This window comes from Arenibacter algicola (genome assembly GCF_018860365.1).
GTDB classification, from domain to species: domain Bacteria; phylum Bacteroidota; class Bacteroidia; order Flavobacteriales; family Flavobacteriaceae; genus Arenibacter; species Arenibacter algicola_B.
This window is the reverse complement of the sequence record NZ_JAHKPO010000001.1, coordinates 64,798-89,799: the sequence shown is the minus strand read 5'-3', so window position 1 is coordinate 89,799 and position 25,002 is coordinate 64,798. Positions and strand designations below refer to the sequence as shown.

20 protein-coding genes are annotated in these 25,002 nt (G+C 40.4%); 11 read left to right on the top strand and 9 right to left on the bottom strand.

Translation table 11 applies throughout. From position 1 onward, the window contains the following. Positions 1–12 precede the first annotated feature (12 nt). Complete coding sequence (gene nagB / locus KO529_RS00380) at positions 13–1,941, bottom strand: glucosamine-6-phosphate deaminase (RefSeq protein WP_215945970.1); 1,929 nt, start codon at positions 1,939–1,941, stop codon at positions 13–15. A 265-nt stretch (positions 1,942–2,206) separates the two neighbouring features. Here nagB and uxuA point away from each other — a divergent pair, with 265 nt between their 5' ends. Continuing rightward, a complete protein-coding gene (gene uxuA / locus KO529_RS00375; protein ID WP_215945969.1) occupies positions 2,207–3,394 on the top strand; it encodes a mannonate dehydratase in 1,188 nt (395 codons plus the stop codon). Positions 3,395–3,521: 127 nt separating this feature from the next. Here the strand turns inward: uxuA and KO529_RS00370 are convergent, their stop codons facing one another. Further along, positions 3,522–4,190 (bottom strand): bifunctional 4-hydroxy-2-oxoglutarate aldolase/2-dehydro-3-deoxy-phosphogluconate aldolase, encoded by a 669-nt coding sequence (locus tag KO529_RS00370; protein WP_215945968.1) that lies wholly within the window; start codon positions 4,188–4,190, stop codon positions 3,522–3,524. A 14-nt stretch (positions 4,191–4,204) separates the two neighbouring features. Further along, positions 4,205–5,227 carry a sugar kinase gene (locus KO529_RS00365; RefSeq protein WP_215945967.1) on the bottom strand — a complete coding sequence of 341 codons (1,023 nt, stop codon included), beginning with the start codon at positions 5,225–5,227 and terminating at the stop codon, positions 4,205–4,207. Between the two features lie 274 nt (positions 5,228–5,501). Between KO529_RS00365 and KO529_RS00360 the strand changes: the two genes are divergently transcribed. From KO529_RS00360 to KO529_RS00325, 8 genes are all read left to right on the top strand, one after another. Then, on the top strand, positions 5,502–6,233 hold the full coding sequence (locus KO529_RS00360) for a prolyl oligopeptidase family serine peptidase (RefSeq protein ID WP_215945966.1): 732 nt from the start codon (positions 5,502–5,504) through the stop codon (positions 6,231–6,233). A gap of 77 nt (positions 6,234–6,310) precedes the next feature. Further along, the gene (locus KO529_RS00355; protein WP_215945965.1) at positions 6,311–6,475 is read left to right on the top strand and encodes a hypothetical protein; all 165 of its coding nucleotides are present in this window, start codon (positions 6,311–6,313) and stop codon (positions 6,473–6,475) included. A 219-nt stretch (positions 6,476–6,694) separates the two neighbouring features. Further along, complete coding sequence (locus KO529_RS00350) at positions 6,695–8,413, top strand: GMC family oxidoreductase (protein WP_215945964.1); 1,719 nt, start codon at positions 6,695–6,697, stop codon at positions 8,411–8,413. 4 nt (positions 8,414–8,417) lie between these two features. Then, positions 8,418–9,125: a gluconate 2-dehydrogenase subunit 3 family protein gene (locus tag KO529_RS00345; protein WP_215945963.1), complete on the top strand. Its 708-nt coding sequence runs from the start codon at positions 8,418–8,420 to the stop codon at positions 9,123–9,125. Positions 9,126–9,168: 43 nt separating this feature from the next. Beyond that, a complete protein-coding gene (locus tag KO529_RS00340; RefSeq protein ID WP_252734268.1) occupies positions 9,169–10,002 on the top strand; it encodes a sugar phosphate isomerase/epimerase family protein in 834 nt (277 codons plus the stop codon). A gap of 257 nt (positions 10,003–10,259) precedes the next feature. Next, positions 10,260–11,981, top strand: coding sequence for a GMC family oxidoreductase (locus KO529_RS00335; protein WP_215945962.1), 1,722 nt, complete (start codon positions 10,260–10,262; stop codon positions 11,979–11,981). Between the two features lie 3 nt (positions 11,982–11,984). Continuing rightward, a complete protein-coding gene (locus tag KO529_RS00330; protein ID WP_215945961.1) occupies positions 11,985–12,704 on the top strand; it encodes a gluconate 2-dehydrogenase subunit 3 family protein in 720 nt (239 codons plus the stop codon). Between the two features lie 140 nt (positions 12,705–12,844). Beyond that, positions 12,845–13,606, top strand: coding sequence for a M15 family metallopeptidase (locus tag KO529_RS00325; RefSeq protein ID WP_252734267.1), 762 nt, complete (start codon positions 12,845–12,847; stop codon positions 13,604–13,606). 514 nt (positions 13,607–14,120) lie between these two features. Here KO529_RS00325 and KO529_RS00320 read toward each other — a convergent pair. The 6 genes from KO529_RS00320 to tsaD all read right to left on the bottom strand — a co-directional run bounded on the left by KO529_RS00320 (position 14,121) and on the right by tsaD (position 19,392). Next, positions 14,121–15,299 carry a class I SAM-dependent methyltransferase gene (locus tag KO529_RS00320; RefSeq protein ID WP_215945960.1) on the bottom strand — a complete coding sequence of 393 codons (1,179 nt, stop codon included), beginning with the start codon at positions 15,297–15,299 and terminating at the stop codon, positions 14,121–14,123. A gap of 7 nt (positions 15,300–15,306) precedes the next feature. Continuing rightward, a complete protein-coding gene (locus KO529_RS00315) occupies positions 15,307–16,395 on the bottom strand; it encodes an AI-2E family transporter (RefSeq protein ID WP_215945959.1) in 1,089 nt (362 codons plus the stop codon). A 3-nt stretch (positions 16,396–16,398) separates the two neighbouring features. Continuing rightward, on the bottom strand, positions 16,399–17,049 hold the full coding sequence (locus tag KO529_RS00310) for a DUF4159 domain-containing protein (protein ID WP_215945958.1): 651 nt from the start codon (positions 17,047–17,049) through the stop codon (positions 16,399–16,401). 146 nt (positions 17,050–17,195) lie between these two features. Next, the gene (locus tag KO529_RS00305; protein WP_215945957.1) at positions 17,196–17,900 is read right to left on the bottom strand and encodes a 16S rRNA (uracil(1498)-N(3))-methyltransferase; all 705 of its coding nucleotides are present in this window, start codon (positions 17,898–17,900) and stop codon (positions 17,196–17,198) included. A gap of 16 nt (positions 17,901–17,916) precedes the next feature. Then, the gene (locus KO529_RS00300) at positions 17,917–18,264 is read right to left on the bottom strand and encodes a TfoX/Sxy family protein (RefSeq protein ID WP_215945956.1); all 348 of its coding nucleotides are present in this window, start codon (positions 18,262–18,264) and stop codon (positions 17,917–17,919) included. Positions 18,265–18,366: 102 nt separating this feature from the next. Beyond that, a complete protein-coding gene (gene tsaD, locus KO529_RS00295; protein WP_215945955.1) occupies positions 18,367–19,392 on the bottom strand; it encodes a tRNA (adenosine(37)-N6)-threonylcarbamoyltransferase complex transferase subunit TsaD in 1,026 nt (341 codons plus the stop codon). 87 nt (positions 19,393–19,479) lie between these two features. Between tsaD and KO529_RS00290 the strand changes: the two genes are divergently transcribed. Both KO529_RS00290 and pfkA read left to right on the top strand, forming a co-directional pair. Further along, a complete protein-coding gene (locus KO529_RS00290; RefSeq protein WP_348646980.1) occupies positions 19,480–23,805 on the top strand; it encodes a translocation/assembly module TamB domain-containing protein in 4,326 nt (1,441 codons plus the stop codon). Positions 23,806–24,001: 196 nt separating this feature from the next. Then, positions 24,002–24,988, top strand: coding sequence for a 6-phosphofructokinase (gene pfkA / locus KO529_RS00285; protein ID WP_215945954.1), 987 nt, complete (start codon positions 24,002–24,004; stop codon positions 24,986–24,988). Positions 24,989–25,002 lie beyond the last annotated feature (14 nt).

The following is a 25,002-nucleotide window of genomic DNA, read 5'->3' as shown; positions in this document are numbered from 1 at the left end:
ATTAGTTTTGCGTTAATATTTGTAACGGACAAAGGCTTCCATGGCGGCGTAATGCGCCAATCCCAATTCATCGTATTTGGTAGCCGTTTCCTTGTTCCTGTCCTCGGCACGTTGCCAGAATTCCCTAGAATCCGACCCTTGGAATACTACACCGTCTTTTTGGGATTGGTGTTTGAAAATTCCATAGCGCTTCGCCAAAACCTGACTTGGACTCATAGGTACTGCCATTTCAATATCTTCTATATCCCATTCTTGCCATGCACCACGGTACAGCCATAACCAACAATCCTTCATGTAGGATTTAGTCTTAAGTCGCTTTAGGGCCTCAAAAATAATGTCCAAACACACCTTATGGGTACCATGTGGATCCGCCAAATCGCCCGCAGCATATATTTGGTGCGGTTTAATTTTTTCGATCAAATCCATAGTGATTTTAATATCTTCCTCTCCCGGAGGATTTTTCTCAATGGTACCGGTTTCATAGAAAGGCAGGTCGTTAAAATGTATCTGCTCGTCCGTAAGTCCAACGTAATAACTCGTTGCCCTGGCCTCACTTCTACGTATAAGACCCTTTATGTTTCTTACTTCTTCAATGTCAATTTCGCTGGTCTTTTTGTTCTTGATGAACTCCGTTGCCTTTTTGTATATCTCAACGGATTTTCTGTTGTCCAGACCAAAGGAACGGTTGTAATCTATCACGAAATCCGAGAATCGCAGGGCTTCGTCATCGGCTACAGCTATATTTCCGGAAGTCTGATAAGCTACATGTACTTCATGGCCTTGGTTTTGCAGACGCATGAACGTTCCCCCCATACTAATGATATCATCATCTGGGTGCGGACTAAAAATAAGTACGCGTTTTTTGGCCGGATTTGCCCTTTCCGGTCTGTTACTGTCATCGGCATTTGGCTTACCACCGGGCCAACCGGTAATGGTATGTTGTAGTTTATTAAAAATTCTAATGTTAATGTCGTAGGCGTCCCCAACTTCGGTCAACAAATCGCTCATACCGTTTTCAATATAGTCGGCCTCAGTTAGCATTAACACCGGTTTCTCCAATCTTAACGCAAGTCCAACAACGGCTTTTTTGATCATTTTCTCATCCCACTCTACCTTCTCTACGATCCATGGGGTGCTTATCCTGGTAAGTTTTGAAGATGAACCTTTGTCAAGGATAAAAATACTGTTTGGATGCTCCTGTAAGTAGGATGCCGGTACCTGTTCCGTAATAGGACCCTCTACAGAAGCTTTAATGATAGAGGATTTCCCTTCTCCCCAAGCCATAAGGACAACTTGCTTGGCCTGCATTATTTGCTTTATACCAAGTGTAATAGCTGTTTTAGGGGTGTTGTACAATCCTTGGAAATCTTTACTCGCCGCAACTCTTGTAATATGATCCAGTGTAACCAGCCTGGTTTTGGAATTGGGAAGGGATCCGGATTCGTTGAAACCAATATGGCCATTACCACCAATACCCAAGACTTGAAGGTCTATTCCGCCCAAAGCGTCTATTTTGGCTTCATACTCCTTACAGTAATCCGCAATATCCTTTTTTTCCAATGTACCATCGGGAATATGATAATTTCCTGGTTCAATGTCCACATGGTTAAAGAGCAATTCCTTCATAAAACGCACATAACTTTGTATGGCATCCGGTTCCATTGGATAATATTCATCCAGGTTGAAGGCTATCACATTTTTGAAGCTAAGGTTTTCTTCCTTGTGCAAACGTACGAGTTCGGCGTAAAGCCTTTTTGGAGTGGAACCAGTGGCAAGGCCAAGGACACACATCTCATTCGTCTTTTGTTTTTTCTTGATCAATGTCGCAATTTCAGCTGCTGCTGCTTTGGACGCAACCTCGGAAGACTCGAAGATGACCGTGTTGATTTTTTCAAACCGTTTTTCAAAACTGGTAACCTTGTCGATTTTACTTTTAATCATGGAGAGCTAGATTTTTTGTTCATTTTTGGTTGAATCGATAAAAGTAGTACAAAGTATTTAAATGCCTAAAAAAGATAAGGAATTTTAATCAAGTTTAAGAATAAATTATATTTTGTGATACTTTTTTAATCTTTCACAAAATGGTCTGTGCAATACTTTTAAAATTAATATCTTGGTAAATTATTTACTTTAAAGACCAAGTGGTTAAAAAATATTGTCGCAATGCCGCCAATGGAGTAATGTTTTATTTTTAAAAATAATATTAATGAGTTTGACTTTAGAAAATACTTGGAGATGGTACGGGCCCAAAGATCCTGTTTCTTTACTGGATATTAAACAGTCCGGAGCTACCGGTGTGGTTACTGCCCTACATCATATTCCCAATGGGGAAGTTTGGCCAGTGGAGGAAATTAAAAAGAGAAAGGCGGAGATAGAGGCTGTGGGCTTGACCTGGTCTGTTGTAGAAAGTGTTCCCATTCATGAAAGTATTAAGACGCAACAGGGCAATTTTCAGAAGTATGTGGAAAACTATAAGACCACCATTACCAATTTGGGATCCTGTGGGATTGATACTATTTGTTACAATTTTATGCCGGTGTTGGATTGGACACGTACCAATTTGGATTATGAGCTGGAGGATGGGTCTACGGCTTTGAGGTTTGAAAAGGACGCTTTTGCTGCTTTTGAACTGTTCTTGTTAAAACGTCCCGGTGCAGAGAAATCATACACTGAGGAGGAGCAGAAAGCGGCCAAGGAATATTTGGAAAAAACTTCGGAGAAGGATCAAAAGAAATTGGTGCAGAATATTATAGCAGGACTTCCCGGAGCGGAAGAAGGCTATAGTTTAAAGGAGTTTAATAAGATTTTGGCAACCTATGACCAAATTGGGGCCAAGGAACTAAAGCAACATCTGTTCTCTTTTTTGCAGAGTATAATTCCTATTGCCGAAAAAGAAGGGGTGCGTATGTGTATACATCCCGATGATCCACCTTATCCAATCTTGGGGTTGCCAAGGGTGGTAAGTACGGAGCAGGACATTCTTGATCTCTATAAGGCGGTGGATAGTCCCAATAACGGATTAACATTTTGTACCGGGTCTTTTGGCGTTAGAGCGGACAACGATTTGGTGGGTATGGTAAAGCGCTTGGGGCATCGTATACATTTCATGCACCTGAGAAGTACACAGCGTGATGAAAAAGGTAATTTTCACGAGGCCGATCATTTGGCAGGGGATGTAGATATGTTCGGAGTGCTAAAAGCCTTGGTGGAGGAGCAGCAAAAGAGAAGTGCTGCAGGAAGAAAAGATTTGAGGATGCCAATGCGGCCAGATCACGGTCATAAAATGTTGGACGACCTTAGGAAAAAAACCAACCCGGGGTATTCTGCCATAGGCAGGCTTAGAGGACTTGCAGAGTTAAGGGGGTTGGAATTGGGTATAAGGAGATCCCTTTAAAGTAAATCAACTTTCCTTCCCTAGGAAAACATTATTTAGATATCTAAAAAAACCTCTGATTTTTATGAAAATCAGAGGTTTTACTATTTCAATACCAAAATGGGTAGGCAAACGAAGGGTATTATTCCTAGTTCCGTATTCTTTTGATAAGGGCCAATGTTTCCCTTACCGATTTTTCCAAACCATTGTAATCCTTATTTTCTACTACCGTTTTGCTAATTAGATTGCTACCCATACCTACACAGGTAACCCCTGCATTGAACCAACCCTTTAAATTGGACTCTTCCAAGGTTACACCGCCCGTTGGCATAACACTGGTCCATGGTTGTGGCCCTTTAATGGCTTTTACAAAGTCTGGTCCAAAATTGGCGCCAGGGAATAATTTTATAATTTCGCAGCCCAATTCTTCAGCTTTGTTTATTTCTGTAAGGGAGCCACATCCTGGACTCCATAATACTTTTCTTCTATTACAGACTATGGCAATATCTTCTCGCAGGGAAGGGGTTACAATGAAATTGGCACCCATTTGCATATAAAGGGAAGCGGCTGCTGCATCGGTTATTGATCCTACACCTACGGCCATTTCCGGCAATTCATTAATGACGAATTTATTAAGTTCGGCAAAGACTTCATGGGCGAAATCCCCACGTGCGGTGAACTCTATTAATCTTGCACCGCCATTGTAGCATGCTTTTAATATTTTTTTTCCTAATTCCACATCCGGATGATAGAACAAGGGTACAAGTCCCGTTTCTTTCATTAATGCAGCTACTTCAATTCTTGAAAACTGTGACATAAGGTATACTTGTTTTATCTGCTTACTTTTCCAGAGGAATTTCCTCCTGCCAATTGCTCAATTTCTTCAAGGGTGGCCAAGTTGAAATCTCCTGTAATGGTATGTTTGATACAACAGGCGGCTGCGGCAAAATCGATTGTTTTTTGATTATCTATTTTGTCTTGTAAAAGCCCATATATCAAGCCTCCCATAAAGGCATCGCCACTTCCTACACGGTCTACTACCGGAGTTACCTCTCTGATTTTTGCATAGTGTATCTTTTTTCCATCATATAGGATGCCTCCTATTTTTTGATGGGAAGCATTTACGGAATAACGTAATGTTGTGGCCACATAACTTAGGTCCGGAGAGCTTTTGTAAAGTAGGTCGTACAGTTCTGGTAAGGAATCCATATCCTGATAATCCGGATCTTGCTTTTCCTGACCTGTCATGAAAAATGCAGTATCCAAATCCCCTAAAATAACGTTGCTGTACTTTAAGAGTTCAGGCATAATATCTTTTGGCTCTTTCCCGTATTTCCACAATTTGGAACGATAATTCAAATCCGATGAAATGGTAATCCCCAATTTATGGGCAGCCTTGACCGCCTCCAGGCATACAGCCGCCGCCTTACTGGAAATTGCCGGGGTAACCCCACTCCAGTGAAACCAGTCGGCATCCTTAAATACTGCTATCCAATCTATGCTGTTAGGCTCTATTTCTGCAATGGCACTGCTGGCCCTATCATAGACTACCTTGCTTCCCCGGGTACCAGCACCTGTTTCCAAAAAATAAATGCCCAGACGGTCTCCCCCAAACTGAATATTGGTGGTTGCCACATTATGCTTTCTAATTTCTTGTAGGGCACATTCGCCTATATCGTTCTTTGGCAAACGCGTAACGAATTCCGCATTAAAACCATAATTGGCCAAGGATACCGCTACGTTAAACTCGCCACCCCCATAGGTAGCATTGAAATTGGTGGCCTGTGAAAACCGAAGGTGTCTTTCAGTAGACAGTCTTAGGAGGATCTCCCCGAAAGTGATGACTTTCTTCATACTAAATTTTTTGTTTGCTCGATAAATGTACCAAAGTAAAACGAAAACCCGAAAAGAAAATACATTTAGGCATTTATAACTATTATCCTATTTTTTGTTTAAGGAATAAACGTGAATGTTAAATAAAAGTATAAACAAGGGGTAAGTTAAAGAAAAATGCATCAATTTGCGGATTTTCAACCAATTTGGAATGCCAATTGATAACAAAGAAATTACCGGGATATGGCCTTTAAGAAACATGGGGAGTCCTAAGTCGAACAATATAAAAGAACAAATGAAAACAATAGTTTTAATTTTTTGCTGCCTGTTTATTTTTGAAGGCTGCGCCTCCCAGTCTTCTCCAGAACTGATCAATTCCGAAATGGAGGTTGTTACCTCCGAAACCTTGAGATATTATCTGTATTACCCAGGTAATTATGAGGTAAATCCAGAGGAAAAGTTTCCCCTATTGCTTTTTTTACATGGCGGGGGAGAATCCGGGGGAAATTTAAAATCCGTGAAGCGAAATGGACCCCCAAAACTTATTTCCGGGGGCAAGAAATTTCCTTTTCTAATCTTGGCCCCGCAGAATCCCCAAGAAAAAATGTGGTGGAACACTAGGGCTGTAAATCAACTCTTGGATAGTATCATTGCTACCAATAAAGTGGACGAAAATAGGATTTACCTTACCGGCCTTAGTAGGGGTGGGGGTGCAGCTTGGGAAATGGCGGTCCAATATCCGGATAAATTTGCCGCTTTGGCCGTGGTTTGTGGAATGACTCCTGTGCCCTATGCCTCATGGATAAATAAAAATATGCCCATTAGGGTATTTCATGGTGATCAGGATAAGTCGATCCCCATATCGGAATCCATTGAAATGGTCGCTAAATTAAAGGAAATGGGTTACAATGTAGATTTTACCATTTACAAGGGTGTAGGTCATAATGCTTGGGACAAGGCCTATGAAAACAATGAACTTTACGATTGGTTCTTGGAGCAGAAAAAGCAGGTTCCAGTTGAAAATTAACAGTTTAATAGGCATAGAACTTTGTTTAATTCTAGGATAATTGAAATCAATTGTCGTATTTTTCAAAACTGAACAATTTGCCCAATACTTTAATTGTGGGCAGCAATAAAGATAGTGAAATGCCTTTGTTCAAAGGGCGTTATGCGGATGATGGGACCTATATTTATGTTTGTCAGGATCATACCTGCAAGCTTCCTGTAGCTACGACTAAGGAGGCTTTGGAGCAATTGAAGAATTTTTAAGGATAAGGTTTACTTTAATTAAGGGAAGGACTTAACACAACTGTTCTGGAAATCAATCTTGGCTCCATGTTTTTCAATTAATGTCCTTGACAATGGTATTTTATCAATTATCCATGGTTTTGTGTCAAATTACATGAATTTTAAGGTTGTTCGGATAAAAAATTTTAATTTAATATCGTTTTAAACTTATATTGAGCTTCAAAATTAATTCTTCAAAGTATGCAGATAAAAGAATCATCAACTATTTATGATGTCATCATAGTTGGGTCCGGTGCCGGTGGTGGTATGGCCACAAAAGTATTGTCCGAGGCGGGGTTAAAAGTGGCCGTAGTAGAAGCGGGTCCATTTTTTGATCCCAAAAACCCGGAACAAATTACACAGTTGAAATGGCCGTATGAATCTCCTCGTAGAGGTGCAAGTACAACTAGGGCATTTGGGGAATATGATGCTGCATATGGTGGTTGGGATATTGAAGGGGAACCTTATACCCAAAAAAATGGATCAAGATTTAATTGGTTTAGATCGCGTATGTTGGGTGGGAGAACAAATCACTGGGGACGTATCTCCTTGCGTTTCAGCCAACGCGATTTTAAACACAAGGATATTGATGGTCTTGGGGAAAACTGGCCTATAGGCTATGAAGATGTAAAACCGTACTATGATAAGGTAGATAAGTTAATTGGTGTTTTTGGATCTAAAGAAGGTTTGGAAAACGAACCGGATGGATTTTTTCTTCCTGCTCCAAAACCGAGATTGCATGAACTGTATTATATAGATGGAGCCAGGAAATCCAACGTTCCGGTAATTCCTTCCAGGATGTCCATGGTTACAAAAAAGATAAATGAGGATCGCGGGGTATGTTTTTATTGCGGACAATGTAGCAGGTCTTGTCAGATATATGCCGATTTCTCATCAGGGAGTTGCTTAATCTTCCCTGCGCAAAAGAATGGAGGCCAAATAGACCTTTTTGTTAACGCAATGGTGCGGGAGGTAACTACCAATGAGGAAGGTAAGGCCACTGGGGTACTTTATGTAAACAAGGAGGATCGTAAGGAGTATGGATTAAAAGGAAAAATTGTTGTCCTGGCTGCATCTGCCTGTAGTACTGCAAGAATCCTGTTAAATTCAAAGAGTAAGCAACATCCGGCCGGACTGGGCAACAGTAGCGGTGTGGTAGGGAAGTACCTGCATGACTCCACAGGAGGTGGAATGACAGGATTTGTTCCTGAACTAATGAATAGAAAGACATACAATGAAGATGGTGTAGGAGGGATGCATGTTTATACTCCTTGGTGGTTGGACAATAAGAAGCTAGATTTCGCCAGAGGTTATCATATAGAAATATGGGGAGGAATGGGAATGCCAAGCTACGGTTTCGGATTTAACCCAAATGCCTTGAATGAGTTCTTTGGTGAAAAAGTTGGTGGCTATGGCAATGTCCTTAGGGAGGATGTAAAGAAATATTACGGAGCAATGATCGGATTTGCCGGTCGTGGCGAATCTATAGCCTTGGAAAGTAACTATTGTGAAATTGACCCAGGAAAGGTTGATGAATTTGGTATTCCAGTTTTGCGTTTTAATTATAAGTGGTCCGATCACGAACGTTTACAAGCCAAGCATATGCAAGAAACCTTTGCGGAAATAATCCACAATATGGGCGGACAGGTCATAGGTAAACCGGCAGGAAAAGATAGCGATTATGGTTTGCTTAATCCAGGGGAAATAATCCATGAGGTAGGTACCACCAGGATGGGAGATAATCCTAGAACTTCTGTAGTCAATAAATGGGAGCAAATGCACGATGTGGATAATGTTTTTATTGTTGATGCAGGACCCTTTGTTTCCCAAGCGGATAAGAACCCTACTTGGACCATCTTGGCCTTGGCCTGGAGGACTTCAGATTATATAATTGAGCAATTGAAAAAACAAAATATCTAGTATTATGGATAGAAGAAAAAGTATAAAATCCATTATTCTTGGTGGTGTAGCAGGTGGATTGGCAATAAATGGATGTAAGCCCGGAACAGAAGGGGAGGCTGGAGCTGCAGAGGCCCTGGTACAAGAAGAAAAGCATTTCGGGAGGACCCCGGAGGAAAAAGAGTTGCTGAAAAAACTGTACGCAGAACAGTTTTTTAATGAACATGAAATGGCTACTTTGGGTGTTTTATGTGCTTTAATTTTGCCCTCCAACGGAACCTATGGTAGTGCTACCGATGCTGGAGTGCCAGATTTTATTGAATTCATGGCCAAGGATATCCCTGCTTATCAAACTCCGCTGCAAGGTGGTCTAATGTGGTTGGATCATAAAAGCAATAAAGATTACGGAGTGGAGTTTAAAACGGCTACCGAGGCACAGCAGAAAGAGATTTTGGATGCTATTGCGTTTCCGGACAAGGAAAATCCAACATACGAGCAACAATTCTTTTCCCTGATCCGCAATTTAACCGTTACCGGATATTATACCTCTAAGGAAGGTATTGAGGATTTGGGGTATAAAGGTAATTCCCCCAATGTATGGGACGGAGTGCCGGAAGATGTTCTGGCCAAGCATGGAAAATCCTATGATCCGGAATGGATCGCCAAATGTGTGGACCAAAGTAAGCGTAACGATATGGCAGAATGGGATGACGAAGGTAATTTATTGACCTAGAGCCTATTAATTTGCACAAGGAATATAAGTAATTTTATAAAAGATGAAGAAATTACAGCTCCTATGGTTATTTTTAATCGCCATGGTTTTTTTCGGAACTACAAATGTTACGGCCCAAGAGGTGGGGTTACAATTGTACAGCCTGAGAAATCAGTTTAAGGAAGATATTCCAAGTACCTTAAAATTGATAAATGACTGGGGTATTACCATTTTGGAAGGAGGAGATACCTATGGGATGCCGGAGGAGGAGTTTAAAGGCCTGCTTGTCAAAAATAAATTAAAGGTGGTCAGTATTGGCGCTGGGTTCAACGATTTGGCCAATGCGCCTGAGGAGGTTGTGAAAAAGGCCAAAAGTTATGGTGCCACCTATGTGATGTGTGCATGGATCCCACACGATGGCAATAATTTTGGTATCGTGGATACCCAAAAGGCTGTTGAGGTGTTTAATAGAGCTGGAAAGATTTTAAGGGATAACGGATTAAAATTGGCGTATCACGCACATGGGTTTGAATTTAGGCCCTATAAGGATGGGACCCTATTTGATTATATGGCGCAGAATGCCAAATATTTCGATTTTGAAATGGATGTTTATTGGGTGCATCATGGAGATGAGGACCCCCTTAAATTGCTTAGAAAGTATCCTTCTAAATTCATTTTATTGCATTTGAAAGATATGGAAAAAGGTACCAAAAAAGATGATACCGGCCATGCAGATGTGGAAACCAATGTGGTTTTGGGAACAGGAGAGGTAGATATAGCAGGTGTTGTGGCCGAAGCCAAAAAGTTGGGCATTAAGTATATGTTCATAGAGGACGAGTGTTCCAGGGTTGTGGATCAAGTTCCTAAAAGTTTAAAGTATTTGGAAGGTTTAAAATAATCTAGATTCCATTTATTGATATTGACCTTTAAGGCCTCCATTAGGGGCCTTTTTGTATTTTCCAAAGGGTTCCAAACAAAGGAATGGGACTGTAATTTTAAATGTCCCTTCCAAGGATTTGTCCCTTCTAATGACATATTATCAATTATTGATGGTTTTATATCAAAATACATGAATTTTCAGGTTGTTTGGATAAAAAATTCTAATTTGATTTCGTTTTAAATCTATATTGAAGTTCATAATTAATTCATTCCAATATGCAGATAAAAGAATCCTCAGAAATTTATGATGTAATAATCGTTGGTTCGGGTGCAGGTGGCGGTATGGCCACAAAGCAATTGGCCGATGCCGGCCTTAATGTGGCGGTCGTAGAGGCTGGACCATTTTTTGACCCGGCCGACCCCAAAACCATGAATCAGTTAAAATGGAATTATGAATCTCCCAGAAGAGGAGCCGGAACCACTAGGGCATTTGGGGAATTTGATGCTGCTTATGGCGGTTGGGAAATAGAAGGAGAACCATATACCCGTGAGCCTGGTACCGAATTCGATTGGTTCCGTTCGCATATGTTGGGAGGGCGTACCAACCATTGGGGGAGGATTTCCCTGCGTTTTGGGCCAAAGGATTTTAAAGGGAAGACCAGGGACGGTCATGGTGAGGACTGGCCTATAGGTTATGAGGATGTAAAACCTTATTATGATAAGGTAGATAAACTAATCGGGGTGTTTGGCACCAATGAAGGCCTGGAAAACGATCCGGATGGATTTTTTCTTCCTCCGCCAAAACCAAGATTACATGAAATTTTCTATATAAATGGGGCCAAAAAGGCGGGAATACCTACTATTCCAGGAAGGCTTTCCATGCTTACCAAAAGAATTAATACGGAACGTGGTGTGTGTTTTTACTGCGGACAATGTTCCCGTTCCTGTTCCGTCTATGCCGATTTCTCATCAGGAAGTTGTCTTATATTCCCTGCGCAAAAAAGCGGGGGCCGAATTAAATTATTCGTCAATTGTGTAGTGAGGGAAGTAACCACCAATGAAGAGGGAAAGGCAACAGGAGTATCATACATTAGTAAGGACGATAGAAAAGAGTACAAATTAAGGGGCAAGGTTGTGGTTTTGGCGGCTTCCGCCTGTAGTTCTGCCCGTATTCTTTTGAATTCGAAAAGTAAACAACATCCTAACGGATTGGGAAATAGCAGTGACCTCGTCGGTAAATATTTGCACGATTCCACTGGGGCCAGCAGAGCTGCCTTTGTACCGGCGTTGATGAACAGAAAAGTATCCTATAATGAAGACGGAGTAGGTAGTAACCATGTGTATTCTCCTTGGTGGGGGGATAACTCCAAGTTGGATTTTCCAAGAGGCTATCATATTGAAGTTGGTGGAGGCATGAAGATGCCTGGTTATGGTTTTAGTTTCAACCCCAATGAGTTCAATAAATTCTTTGGGCTCAAAGTAGGGGGTTATGGGGATAGCTTACGGGACGATGTAAAAAAATATTACGGATCTGTACTAGGTATTGCAGGAAGGGGTGAAGGTATTGCCCGTAAGGAGAACTATTGTGAAATAGACCCTACCACCGTGGATCAATTTGGTATTCCCGTATTGAAGTTCAATTACAAATGGTCCGAATTTGAGAAAAATCAGGCCAAGCATATGCAGGACACCTTTGAGGAGATTTTTCACAATATAGGGGCAGAGCCTTTAGGGGAAAAGCCGGGCAAAGATCGCGATTATGGGTTGGAAGCTCCTGGTCGTATTATCCACGAAGTTGGAACCACTAGAATGGGCAATGATCCCAAAACATCGGTCACAAATAAATTTAATCAATTGCACGATGTGGAGAATGTCTTTATAGTTGATGCGGGACCATTTACCTCCCAAGCGGATAAGAACTGTACTTGGACCATTTTGGCATTGTCTTGGCGCGCCAGTGATTATATTATAGAACAATTAAAAATGCAAAATATCTAGACCATGGATAGAAGAAAGAGTATACAGACAATAATTCTTGGTGCGGGCGCATCTGCATTGGCCTTTCATGGCTGCAAGACAGATGGGCCCGATACAGCAAAGGAGGCCGTAGCTGCTGCAGAAAACACCCATTATTTTGGCCGTACCCCCGAGGAGTTGGAGCTGATTGAAAAATTAAATGCAGAACAGCTCTTTACCGAACATGAGATGGAAACCATAGCAGTATTGAGCACAGTGATACTTCCTCCCAGAGAACCTAATGGAGGACCTATTGAGGCAGAGGTCCCAGAATTTATAGAGTTCATGGGCAAGGACATCCCTGAGTTACAGCTGACACTTAAAGGAGGGTTAATGTGGTTGGACCATAAGAGCAATGCCGATTTCGGAACAGAATTTAAATTGGCCACCTTGGACCAGCAAAAGCAGATATTGGATACTATCTGTTACCATGATCCCAATAAATCCTTGGACGTGCAACCTCTAGAAATACAATTTTTCTATCTGATGCGCGGATTAACGGTTTGTGGCTATTATTCCTCCAAAGTAGGGGTTGCCGAACTGGGTTATAAAGGAAATACACCCAACGTGTGGGATGGGGTTCCGCAGGACGTGCTGGATCAGCATGGGGTGAATTATGATCCCGAATGGGTCGCCAAATGTATCGATCAGAGTACCAGAAACGAAATCGCTACATGGGACGAAAAGGGTAATCTTTTAACATAGGTCCTTTAGAAATTGGTAATAGGGAAGAATCAGTAGTTGTTTGCAATTCCTATTAGATATAAAAAGCCCCTGTTTCGGGGCTTTTTTGTTTATTTGTTGTGGGGAAGCATATTTACCCTGGGGAATAAAAAGAATAACAATTGGCTCTGGAATATATGAATGGGAAACGCACAGTTTATAAGGGAATGGCACTTTTGGCAATGGCTCTTGTTTTTGGTTGTAAGGAAGTCGCTGTAAACAAGAATATAAAGAATGATGTTGAAACCGAATTGGAGGTTGGGGATTCATTAATGATCGATGTCGGAAAGAAAGAAGAAGAGCCAATACCCAAATTAAAATCCCTTGAAGGTTTGGCCGATACCCTGTTTGTAAGGTTGGCCGATTATAGTGATGATTTTGTGTACGACCTGCGCTATGCTACCGAAAACAATTTTTTAAAGGCCAAGGTCTACGATTGTGCGGAATGTTACACTAGGGTTAAAACTGCCAGAGCACTGCTTTTGGCCAATAAGGAATTCATGGACAAAGGATTTAAAATAAAGTTTTTCGATTGCTATCGTCCAAATGATGTACAATATAAAATGTGGGCCATAGTCCCCAATCCCCAGTATGTAGCCAATCCTGTTAAGGGGTCCATACATAACAAGGGTGGCGCGGTGGACATTACTTTGGTAACCCTGGAAGGGAAGGAGTTGGATATGGGGACCGATTTTGATTTTTTTGGAAAAAGGGCTTACCATGATAATTTGGATTTGCCCAAGAATATCCTGGATAATAGGCTGCTTTTAAAGGAAACCATGGAGAAATATGGATTTTGGTCCATTAGAACGGAGTGGTGGCATTACAATTTGGGTACTGCCTCCAATGATAAAGTGGCCAATTTTAAATGGGATTGTGATTGAAATTGTTTAAGTGATTCCTCGATTACTTCCGTATTTCATGTCCTTTGTAAAAAGGGGAGTTGAGGTTTGCATCCAAACCTTGTATATGCATTGACCTGTACTTCAATAGGCTACCAATCCCTTCCGTCTCCTCGGCCCATAGCCGAGTATCCACCTTCCCTTATCCAAGGGAAGGAGCCAAAAATTATTAAACTTATCACAACAATAAATATTAAAAACTGCTCCTTCCCCTATTTAGGCCTGTCCCGCGTTTTCCGCGGGAGGATAAGGTGGCTTCGACAAAGGAGAAGACGGAAGGGGTGAGAAACGCAAACCTTTCTATTCATCGGGATGATTCGTCGCAAAAGCTCTCTTACAAGCCGTTAGGCAGGCCTATCCATTGAAATACGGGCTCACTTTTATATTAGTGATTTTGGACAATTTTTTAAAAACGTGAGTTTAGAATGACTGTTTTGGGTTACTATGAACTGAGTTGTTTTGTTGTAGCTTTCGAATACGTATCACGAGGGAAGTCTCATATTTTGCAACATTCCACTACAATCTTTTCACCCCGAGGATTAGTGGTAAAAAACAGATACGTTTCTCCGCCATCCTTAATTTTAAATTTTTTCCTTATTTCCGCCACGCTTATCGGAAAATTCCGCACGGTAATATTTGCTTTTTTTATCTCTAGTTTTTGTAATTCTTTTTTATTGAAAGGAATGGTCTTTACAACTTTGAACCTCCTGCCCGGAAAATCCAATAATTGATCGTGAGTGTATAAATGTGAGTGATCATGTAATTTATACATATTGAATCTATCTCCAACGGTCTTAAAGGCCCCCGACTTTAGGATGGCCGAATTGGGCTCGTATAAATACTCTAAGGGATCGGAGTAGTTGGAGATCGCTAATTTTTCATTTTCATGGGAAAAGCTGAACTGTTCCATTGCCGAGCCGTTTAGGTTTACCGTTTTTACCAATACCTCTTTTTTATAGCCTTCTTCCAATATCCAAAGGATTTCCTTTACTTCATTTTTAACCGCCACAATATGAATTTCCTTAACAAAGTGCAACTCACTAAGACCGGCGGACAGGTCTAGTAGAGGGGAGGTTTTTATCATTATTTTCCTCGCCTTGGCCAATATGGTTTCTAGATTATCTGGGACACTCGGAATGCAATCCGACAACAAAAAAACCTTTCCTTTGGCATCATGTCTACGGGATGGATCAATAAATACCCAATTGAAATCAATTTCTGAATTTTTTAGAAAATCTATGCCATCCATGGCATGGGTATGGATGTTGGTCCGTCCTAAAACCTTAAAATTATATTCGGCTATTTCAGATAGGTCACGGTTCATTTCGCAATGATGGACCTGTTCTATACGAAGGCTAAAAAAATAACTGTCAACCCCAAAGCCGCCGGTCATGTCCAAAAGTGCTGTTCCACTTATTACTCCAGCTTTATATTGAGCCGTGGTTTCGGAGGAGGTCTGTTCAATATTTAGTTTGTTGGGGTAGTATATATTGCGAGTGCCATACCAAATAGGAAGCTTGTCCTTGCATCTGTTCTTGGCTTCAATTTGTTCCGCGATTTCCTTGTTGGTAACACCTTCAATATTTAAAGGTTTTAATAAAAGGGCAATAAGCTCGGTCCTTAAATTTTCAATTATAAAATCCTGAATTTCAGATGTTAGAATATTCTTGTTCAAGGTGGGATTATAAATTTTTTGTAAGGGATTTTACAATTTTATTCTCGTTGAAAAATTCCTTTAAGATTACTTTTATGGCCGTATACCCAGGTACTGCTATGATCATTCCAGTGACCCCTAGAAGCAGGCCTCCGATGATGATGATCAGAAAAATTTCCAAGGGGTGAGACTTTACACTGTTGGAAAAAATGAAGGGTTGTGAAAAAAAGTTGTCTACCAATTGGCCAATAATGAATCCAATCATTACATAGCCGGTTTTGGGTAAAATAACGGAACTAAAATCGGCTCCCACGTTACTGGTCATGGTTAAAACCGCCATTAATATCCCTCCAATAATAGGGCCTATATAGGGAATAAGGTTGAGAAGGGCACAGAGAAAGGCGATTACTATGGCATTTTCGATTCCAAAAATGAAAAGGACAATGGAATAAATAACAAAGAGGATCAGGATTTGGAACACCAGGCCAACAAAATACCGGGAAAGTAAATTTTTGATGGTTTCCATGGAATGTTGAAATCTATTTTCTTTGTTATCAGGGATCAGGGTAAGTATGGATGCTTCAAAAAGCTTACTGTCCTTTAAAAAGAAGAAAGCTATAAAGAGCACAGAAAACAGTCCTACGCTGAAACTCCCCAATATGCCGATTATGGAGTTCAGGAAATCTGGAAGAATCCCAAAATTAAGGTTAGAAAACAAATGTGAATCCTTAATGCTTTGTTCCAAATCCTCGGATTTAACCCCAATATATTGCAGGAGCTGGCGGTAGAGGTCCTCCAAATTGGTCTGTAAGGCATCTATGTTGAGTAAGGACAGGTTCTGTCCCTGTTGAATAAGCAGGGGTACAAATAAGGCAATAACTCCCGCAACGACCCCAACAAGGAATATCATAGTTATTATAACAGCTACGGTATTATTGAATTTTAACTTCTGACGAAAAAATAAAACAATGGGCCGTCCTATCAAGCTGGCTACTGCCGCTATGGCGATGTATATTAGAACCGCGCTAATTTTATATAAGAAAGCCAATAGAAGTACAATGGCTACAATAATTCCAAGAGCCCTTAATATACCTTCTGCAATGGTCTTCGATGTCATATCTTAACTTTTAAAAACGTAGGAGATTATATTGGCCCCCATCTGTAAAGCCTTTAGGCGTACCTCCTGGGGGTCGTTATGTACCTCGGGGTCTTCCCATCCGTCCCCAAGATCGCTTTCAAATGTAAAAAGAAGGATCAGGCGGTTTTGCTCGAATATGCCAAACGCCTGTGGCCGTTTGCCATCATGTTCATGTATCTTGGGCAATCCTTTTGGAAATTGGAATTGTTGTCTAAATATAGGGTGGTCTGCTCCTAATTCCGTGAGTTCCCTGTCCGGAAATACTTTGGCGAGTTCCTTGCGCAGGTAGGGTTCCATCCCATAATTATCATCTATATGCAAAAATCCGCCTGCCAATAAATAGGTTCTTAGGTTTTCTGCTTCCTCCTCGGAAAAAAAAATGTTTCCATGCCCCGTCATATGCAAAAAGGGATATTGAAAAATATTGGGGCTGCCCACTTCCACTGTTTGTGGCTTGGGGTCAATGGTAGTCCTAAGTTGTTGATTGCAGAATTTGATTAGGTTAGGGAGTCCTGTTGGGTTGGCATACCAATCACCTCCGCCTCCATATTTTAAAATGGCAATTTCCTGGGCATGTAAATTTTTGGTCAAATAAAAATTGAAAATCAATAATATTACAACTAGCTGCTTCATATGCACTCGGATAATTACGGTATTCAAATTTAAGAATATTAACGGGTTAAAAAACTAAAAGGATTATGTATAACATTCTTTGGTTTGGCAAAGAAATTTAATTTTAAATAAAAGTATGCCTTGCCAAGGTATGCCCCAATAGTGCATTACAAGTTAACTAGGGCAATGGTGGTACAGGCCACAATGGCTGCTGTTTCTGTACGCAACCTGGTGTTTCCCAAAGCAACCGCTCTAAATTCGTTGTCCAAGGCCAATTTTATCTCTTCCGGAGAGAAATCGCCTTCCGGGCCAATTAATACGGTAGTATTTTTTTTGGCAGTGGCACAATGGGACAGTTCCTTTTTTTTATCTTCTTCGCAATGTGCTATGTACAATTCCCCACTCTTGGGTTGGGTCATGAATTCTTTAAAGGAAATGGGTGGATTTAATTGTGGTAGGTAGGCCTGTAAGGATTGTTTCATGGCAGCTTGGATCACCTTCTCCATTCTGTCCATTTTAATGACCTTTCTTTCGGAATGCTCACAGATAATCGGTGTGATTTGATGAACTCCAATTTCTGTAGCTTTTTCCAAAAACCACTCGAAGCGGTCGTTAAGTTTTGTTGGCGCCACTGCCATATGGAGTTCATACGGTTTTGGCGGCATCTGGGTTCGGGAAATTATTTTTGCCTTACATTTTTTATGGTCGGGAACAAGTATTTCGGCTTCAAAAAACATGCCCTTACCATTGGTGATCTGTAAAATATCGCCCGAATTTTTTCTCAGTACTTTGGATATATGCCGACTTTCATCAGCCGGAAACATAAATTGGTCCGTGTTGTTTTCTAATTCGGGATGGTAGAAAAGTTGCATGGGCTAGTAGTGAGGTTTATAGTTTGTTCAATTTTTGTTTGGCGTGTTCCAGCCCTAATTCAATGTAATTTAATAGCTGTTCCTCGTTGGCAATTCCTTCCTGGGAAACATAGACAAATTCTTTCATGGGGCGTTTTGCAAAATCCATGGGCCTTACGTGTTCGGAACTCATAACCCCATCCATTTTGCTAGAAATGACCCTTACCATAAGATTTTCCTTTATAATACCTACGGTCATTTTTCCACAAAACAAAAAGGCAATTCCACCAAACATTTTTTTTTCGGTAATATTCGATCGGACGGACTGGGGCTGCAAATCAAAACTGGCCCTAATTCGTTGTGCAAATTGTTCGTCGTACGCCATAATATTTTAAATTTTCAAGATACGAATCCAAATAAAATGAATTACCCAAGTACTGCACAATCTCGGAATGGAGGAGCAAGTATTCTGTAATCATGCACCTTGTTATTTGATTACATATCTCGCCTTGGCGGTAATACTTTGATCTACAAAGTCCGTTTCTTTGTATTTCAAATATCCTACAATGCCTATCATGGCGGCATTGTCCGTGCAATATTCAAATTTTGGGATATAGGTGGTCCATCCCCATTTTTCCTCTGCTTTTTTAAGGGCCTGTCTAATGCCCGAATTTGCAGAGACTCCACCACCGATAGCTATTTGTGTTATTCCGGTCTGTTTTACGGCCTTCTTTATTTTATCCATTAAAATATTGATGATGGTATATTGGATGGAAGCACAGATATCGTTCAAGTTTTCAGAAATAAAATTTGGGTTGTTTTTTGTTTCCCGCTGAATGAAGTACAGAATACTCGTCTTTAGGCCGCTAAAACTAAAGTTTAGCCCATCTACCTTGGGTTTGGGGAAAGGGAAGGCTTTGGGGTTTCCCAACTGTGCATATTTGTCTACCAAGGGTCCACCTGGATAAGGAAGTCCCAATATTTTTGCGCTCTTGTCATAGGCTTCCCCTACCGCGTCATCCAAGGACTCCCCTAAAATTTCCATGTCAAAGTAATCCTTTACCAGTACTATTTGCGTATGTCCTCCACTAATGGTCATTGCCAAAAAGGGGAAGGAAGGCATTTTGTAATTTTCTTCCTCAATAAAGTGCGATAAAATATGGGCTTGCATATGGTTTACCTCAATTAAAGGAATGTCCAATCCCAAGGATAGGGATTTGGCAAAGGAGGTTCCTACCAATAAAGATCCCATAAGTCCTGGTCCGCGTGTAAAAGCTATGGCGGATAACTGTTTTTTATCGATATTTGCTTTGGCTAATGCTTGGTGCACCACGGGGACAATATTTTGTTGGTGTGCCCTTGAGGCGAGTTCGGGAACAACCCCGCCATACTCCTCATGTATTTTTTGCGTGGCCACAATATTGCTTAGTGTCCTATTGTCGCTCAATACGGCGGCAGAAGTGTCATCGCACGAGGATTCAATGGCTAAAATATAAATAGTTTTATTATCCACTTTGTTTGGAATAAAATTTGAATGTACAAAGGTAAAACATAAAGCCCTATCAAAAAATTAAGAAAAATTCTGGTCAGAGTATTTTTGGTGCTCGTTCTTATTTGCGTTTTGGGCAGTGTTATACTTTCCTTGCCATTTGTCCAGACCCGTTTTGCCAAGTATGCAACTACAGAGATCAATAAGGAATTTGGCACCAATATTAATATTGATCGGCTTAGGATTTCCCTAATCTCCTGGGATACCTCACTTAAGGGTGTTTATATTGAGGATTACAAACAGGATACGCTGTTCTACATAGACAATTTAAGTACTTCTATCCTTAACGTACGTAATTTGGTGAACGGTAAATTGGAGTTTGGCGATATAGCTATTGAGCGACTCAATTTTAAGCTTAGGACCTATCAGGATGACAAGAACACCAATCTAGAGGTGTTTATTGATAAGCTGGACAGTAAAAAACCCCGTGCCCCAGGTACGCCTCCGTTTTATTTTTCTTCCGCTGATGTAGAAATAAGCGATAGTAAATTTAAGCTCATAGACGAAAATAGAGAGACAACGGAGATGTTGAATTTTGTGGATCTTAATATCTCCGCTTCAGATTTTACAATTGTTGGACCGGACGTTACCTCCAATATTCAGAAGATGTCCTTTAATAGTAAAAGGGGAGTGGTGGTAAATGAAATGGCCACCGAATTCAAATATACAAAACAGCAGATGCGTTTTGATTCCCTGAGTATCAAGACCCCCCAATCCCATTTATTGGGCAAGGTGATATTTAATTATGAACGGGAAGATTTTAAGGACTTTTTGAACAAGGTGAAAATTGATGCCGAATTCGTAGAGTCTACAGTGGCCTTAAATGAAGTGAACTTACTATATAATGAATTTGGAAGTGATATAATTGTTTCATTCTCCACCATTGTTGATGGGGTGCTGAACGATTTGAATACAAACGACCTGTTTTTGACAACAGATAATACAGGAATTCGTGGGGATTTTAATTTCAAGAATCTTTTTACGAAGGATGCCGGTTTTGTGCTAGAGGCGAATATGAAGAATGTCACTTCCAGTTACTATGAACTCAGGGCATTGCTACCTAATATTTTGGATGTCCTGCCTTCCTCGATTCAGAAATTGGGCCAGTTCACGGTAAGGGGTGATGCCCTTATCACGGAATCTTCAATAAATACAAAAGCCAATATTAATACCCTCATTGGAAGTAGCTACGTGGATCTGGAACTTACCGATATTGATCATATAGACGATTCTTCCTATAAGGGTTTTGTCTCCCTCATCGATTTTGACCTTGGAAATCTAATTGATAGAAAAGATGTAGGCATAACAAACCTGGATTTTAATGTGGAAGGCAAAGGGATGGTTATGGAATATTTAAACACCGAGGTAATAGGGCAAGTGTATTCCATAAATTTTAATGGCTACGACTATAAGGATATCAACGTATCTGGTATAATCAAAGAGCAGCTTTTTGATGGTTCCCTATTATGTAGGGATGAAAATATTCAATTTAGTTTTAAGGGCTTGGCCGATTTTGCAGAAAACAGGAATAATTTCAATTTTATCGCCTCGGTAGATTATGCCGACCTTAAAAAAATAAATTTTATAAATGATAGCGTATCCATTTTTAAGGGGGATATAAATATGGACATTACTGGTAATTCCTTGGACAATATTGTAGGGGATATAAAATTTACCAAAACCAATTACCAGAACAAGAACGAAACCTATTACTTTGAGGATTTTAAGGTCTCTTCTACCTTTGAAAATGACAGTACCCGAATTATCGATATTAATTCTCCGGATATTATTACCGGTTATTTGAAGGGTAATTTTAAAGTCAAGGAACTCGGTAGGTTGCTGCAAAATTCCTTGGGAAGTATATACACCAATTATAGACCTTTCAATATATCGGCAAATCAGAGATTGGCATTTAATTTCAAAATCTACAACAAGATTGTGGACGTGTTTTTTCCAGAGGTGAAGTTTGATCCCAATACCTTTATTAGGGGAAACATCATTGCCGATGAAGGAGATTTTAAACTAACCTTTAAATCGCCCAGTATAGTTGCTTATGGTAATGAATTGGATAGTATAGACGTTAAGATAGACAACAAGAACCCCTTATTCAATACCTACGTCTCTATTGGGGATCTGGCAACGCCCTACTATGATGTAAAAGATTTTAATCTGATCAATACTACCTTAAAGGATACCCTGTTCTTTAGAACAGAATTTAAAGGGGGTAGCGAATATAATGATAGTTACAACCTCAATTTCTACCATACCTTTAACAAGGAGAACAAATCCGTTATTGGTCTTAAAACTTCCGATATTAGTTTTAAAGGCAACAAATGGATACTCAACAAGGATGGAAACAGTAAGAACAAGGTAATAATCAACAAAACGCTCGATAGCATTTCCATTGAGGAAGTGGTAATGAACAATAATGAACAGGAACAAATTAGGTTACGGGGGCAACTGGCAGATTCAACCTATAAGGATATCGAGCTGCAGTTTAAGATTGTTACCTTAGGGAAGATTACACCTGCTATAGACAGTCTTAAGTTGCATGGGGAGGTGAACGGTACCTTGAACGTTTTGCAGAAGGATAATGTTTACCTGCCTTCCTCCAATTTGAATATCAAAAATTTTGGAATCAACAATATTACATTGGGAGATTTGGCCATTGGTATAGTGGGCAATAGGGATTTAACCGATTTTGTGGTGAACACTTCCTTGGTGGATAAAGGGTTCGAGAAGCTCAGTGTGGTCGGGAATATCTCCAATAGGGAGGAGATTCCGCAGGCAAATCTCATAGTAGATTTCAATAAGTTTAATTTAGAGCCTTTTAGTCCGTTGGGAGAAGGTATTATTACCAATATAAGGGGATTGTTACAGGGTAGTGCCATTTTAAAAGGGCCAATAAATAATCCTAATTGGAGCGGCGTACTGTCTTTAAATGATGCCGGTATTGCCATTCCCTATTTAAATGTGGATTATAGTTTTGCGCCATACTCCAGGGTAAAGTTATCGGACCAGACCTTTAATTTTCAGCAGATCAAACTTACCGATGTGGCCATGAATACCAAGGCAACCTTGGATGGTACCATAACACATAGGTTATTTAGGGATTGGAGTTTGGATTTGGATGTAGACACCAATAATGATCGTTTTCTAATTCTTAACACACCATTTAAGGAAGAAGTATTGTACTATGGAGCTGGGTATTTAAATGGTACAGGTAGAATATTTGGACCTACCAATGCTCTTACAATCAATGTGGATGGGGAAACGGCAAGGGGCACTTCCTTAAAAATTCCAATTAGTGATGTAGTCAGCGTTGGGGATTTTTCATTTATCAATTTTGTAGGTAAGAAAGTCGAGGATACGGAAAAGGGACAACGGGTTTTAAAGGAGGTAGAGGGTCTTGAGTTGGCCTTTAATCTGGATGTTACCCCGGATGCCGAGGTAGAAATTGTTGTAGATACCAAAACAGGCAGTTCCTTAAGGGGTACAGGTGCGGGAATTTTGTTCATAGAGATCAATACCAACGGTAAATTTAATATGTACGGGGATTTCGTGGTAGTTACAGGACAGTTTCGCTATAAGTTTGGCGGTATTGTAGATAAGACCTTTAAAGTTAAACCTGGAGGTAATATTACCTGGGAGAGGGAGCCCTTGGCGGCACAATTAAATATGGAAGCCGTTTATTCCTTAAATGCAAACCCCGCGCCACTCTTGGATAATCCGGGATATACCAGACGTATACCCACCGATGTAGTGGTAAGGCTAACCGGAGAGTTGGAAAGTCCGGTTATAGATTGGAGGATAGAATTTCCAGGTACCAATTCCATTGTTAAATCCGAATTGGAATACAGACTGCAAGATCCTACCATTGCCGAAAAAAATGCCCTTTTTCTACTGGCACAAGGCTCTTTTGTAAATGAACAAACAGGTATAAATCAACAAGCGGTTACAGGGAATCTTCTTCAATCTGCTTCGGGAATACTCAATTCCTTATTGGCGGGCGACAACGACAAATTAAATTTTGGATTGTCTTATGAACAAGGTATTTTGGATAGAACCACAGATATACAGACAGAGAATAGATTAGGGGTAACCTTGTCTACCCAGATCAGCGATAGGGTTTTGCTTAATGGAAGGGTAGGGGTACCGGTAGGGGGAGTGTCGGAAACCGTAGTTGCCGGAGACGTGGAAGTGCAGATCTTACTGAACGAAGAAGGAACCCTTAGTGCCAAAATATTCAATCGGGAAAATGAAATCCAACAATTTCTGGCAGATCGTCAGGGATATACCCAAGGTGTTGGACTTTCCTATCAAGTAGACTTCGACAGTTTTAAAGCGCTATTGCGTAAAATTTTAAGGAAGAATTAGGATCTTTTTAAGTGCCTTTTTAGTTGTTTTGGATAATTTCCAAATAATCACTTTTCCTGAAGAATTGATTATGAATTTAACAATTTCCAAGAAATTATTCAACGAAAACGTTGGAGTGGTCCGTTGTTATCAAATTAAAGCCAAAGTCGGGTAATTATTGAAATAAGTTTGCTAGTTTTGTTTTTTTAAAATTTTTATGGCTTCAGCAATAAAAAAGATTGGTGTTTTTACATCAGGAGGAGACTCACCGGGAATGAATGCTGCTATTAGGGCAGTAGTGCGTACATGCGCCTATTTAAAGGTTGAATGTGTTGGTATCTATAGAGGATATGAAGGCATGATGGAAGGTGATTTTAAGGTAATGGATGCACGTAGTGTAAACAACATTATAAACAAGGGAGGTACAATCCTTAAATCTGCCCGTTGTTTGCCTTTTAGGACCAAGGAAGGACGTCAAGTGGCTTACGATCAATTAAGAAAAGCAGGTATAGATGCATTTGTTGTTATTGGTGGAGATGGTAGCTTTACGGGTGCTTTGACCTTTAATAAGGAATTTGATTTTCCGGTAATCGGAATCCCTGGTACTATAGACAACGATATTTTTGGCACTACCTATACCTTGGGATTTGACACAGCGTTAAATACGGCTGTTGAATGTATCGATAAAATTAGGGATACGGCCAGTTCGCACAATAGACTGTTCTTTGTAGAGGTTATGGGCCGGGATGTTGGTCATATCGCTTTAAATGCAGGTGTTGGCGCGGGAGCGGAAGAGATTTTGATTCCAGAGGAAAACCTGGGTCTGGAAAGATTATTGGAATCTTTGAAGCGCAGTAAGCAATCCGGAAAATCATCAAGTATTGTGGTGGTAGCGGAAGGCGATAAAACAGGTAAAAATGTTTTCGAACTAAAAGAGTACGTAGAAGAGCATCTTCCCATTTATGATGTACGTGTATCCGTTTTGGGACATATGCAAAGAGGTGGGGCACCATCTTGTTTTGATCGTGTTTTGGCAAGTAGAATGGGTGTTAAGGCGGTTGAAGCATTATTGGAAGGAAAAACAAACTTAATGGTGGGTATACAGGATAATACAATTACCCTGACACCGATCAGTAAGGCAATAAAAGGACATACAAAAATTGATAAGGAACTTATGAGGGTTTCCGATATCATGACAACGTAATTTAAACATTAAAA

Excerpts from the sequence above, each read along its gene's own strand:
- nagB (WP_215945970.1), bottom strand. The coding sequence starts at position 1,941 with ATGATTAAAAGTAAAATCGACAAGGTTACCAGTTTTGAAAAACGGTTT.
- uxuA (WP_215945969.1), top strand. The coding sequence starts at position 2,207 with ATGAGTTTGACTTTAGAAAATACTTGGAGATGGTACGGGCCCAAAGAT.
- KO529_RS00370 (WP_215945968.1), bottom strand. The coding sequence starts at position 4,190 with ATGTCACAGTTTTCAAGAATTGAAGTAGCTGCATTAATGAAAGAAACG.
- KO529_RS00365 (WP_215945967.1), bottom strand. The coding sequence starts at position 5,227 with ATGAAGAAAGTCATCACTTTCGGGGAGATCCTCCTAAGACTGTCTACT.
- KO529_RS00360 (WP_215945966.1), top strand. The coding sequence starts at position 5,502 with ATGAAAACAATAGTTTTAATTTTTTGCTGCCTGTTTATTTTTGAAGGC.
- KO529_RS00350 (WP_215945964.1), top strand. The coding sequence starts at position 6,695 with ATGCAGATAAAAGAATCATCAACTATTTATGATGTCATCATAGTTGGG.
- KO529_RS00345 (WP_215945963.1), top strand. The coding sequence starts at position 8,418 with ATGGATAGAAGAAAAAGTATAAAATCCATTATTCTTGGTGGTGTAGCA.
- KO529_RS00340 (WP_252734268.1), top strand. The coding sequence starts at position 9,169 with ATGAAGAAATTACAGCTCCTATGGTTATTTTTAATCGCCATGGTTTTT.
- KO529_RS00335 (WP_215945962.1), top strand. The coding sequence starts at position 10,260 with ATGCAGATAAAAGAATCCTCAGAAATTTATGATGTAATAATCGTTGGT.
- KO529_RS00330 (WP_215945961.1), top strand. The coding sequence starts at position 11,985 with ATGGATAGAAGAAAGAGTATACAGACAATAATTCTTGGTGCGGGCGCA.
- KO529_RS00315 (WP_215945959.1), bottom strand. The coding sequence starts at position 16,395 with ATGACATCGAAGACCATTGCAGAAGGTATATTAAGGGCTCTTGGAATT.
- KO529_RS00310 (WP_215945958.1), bottom strand. The coding sequence starts at position 17,049 with ATGAAGCAGCTAGTTGTAATATTATTGATTTTCAATTTTTATTTGACC.
- KO529_RS00305 (WP_215945957.1), bottom strand. The coding sequence starts at position 17,900 with ATGCAACTTTTCTACCATCCCGAATTAGAAAACAACACGGACCAATTT.
- KO529_RS00300 (WP_215945956.1), bottom strand. The coding sequence starts at position 18,264 with ATGGCGTACGACGAACAATTTGCACAACGAATTAGGGCCAGTTTTGAT.
- pfkA (WP_215945954.1), top strand. The coding sequence starts at position 24,002 with ATGGCTTCAGCAATAAAAAAGATTGGTGTTTTTACATCAGGAGGAGAC.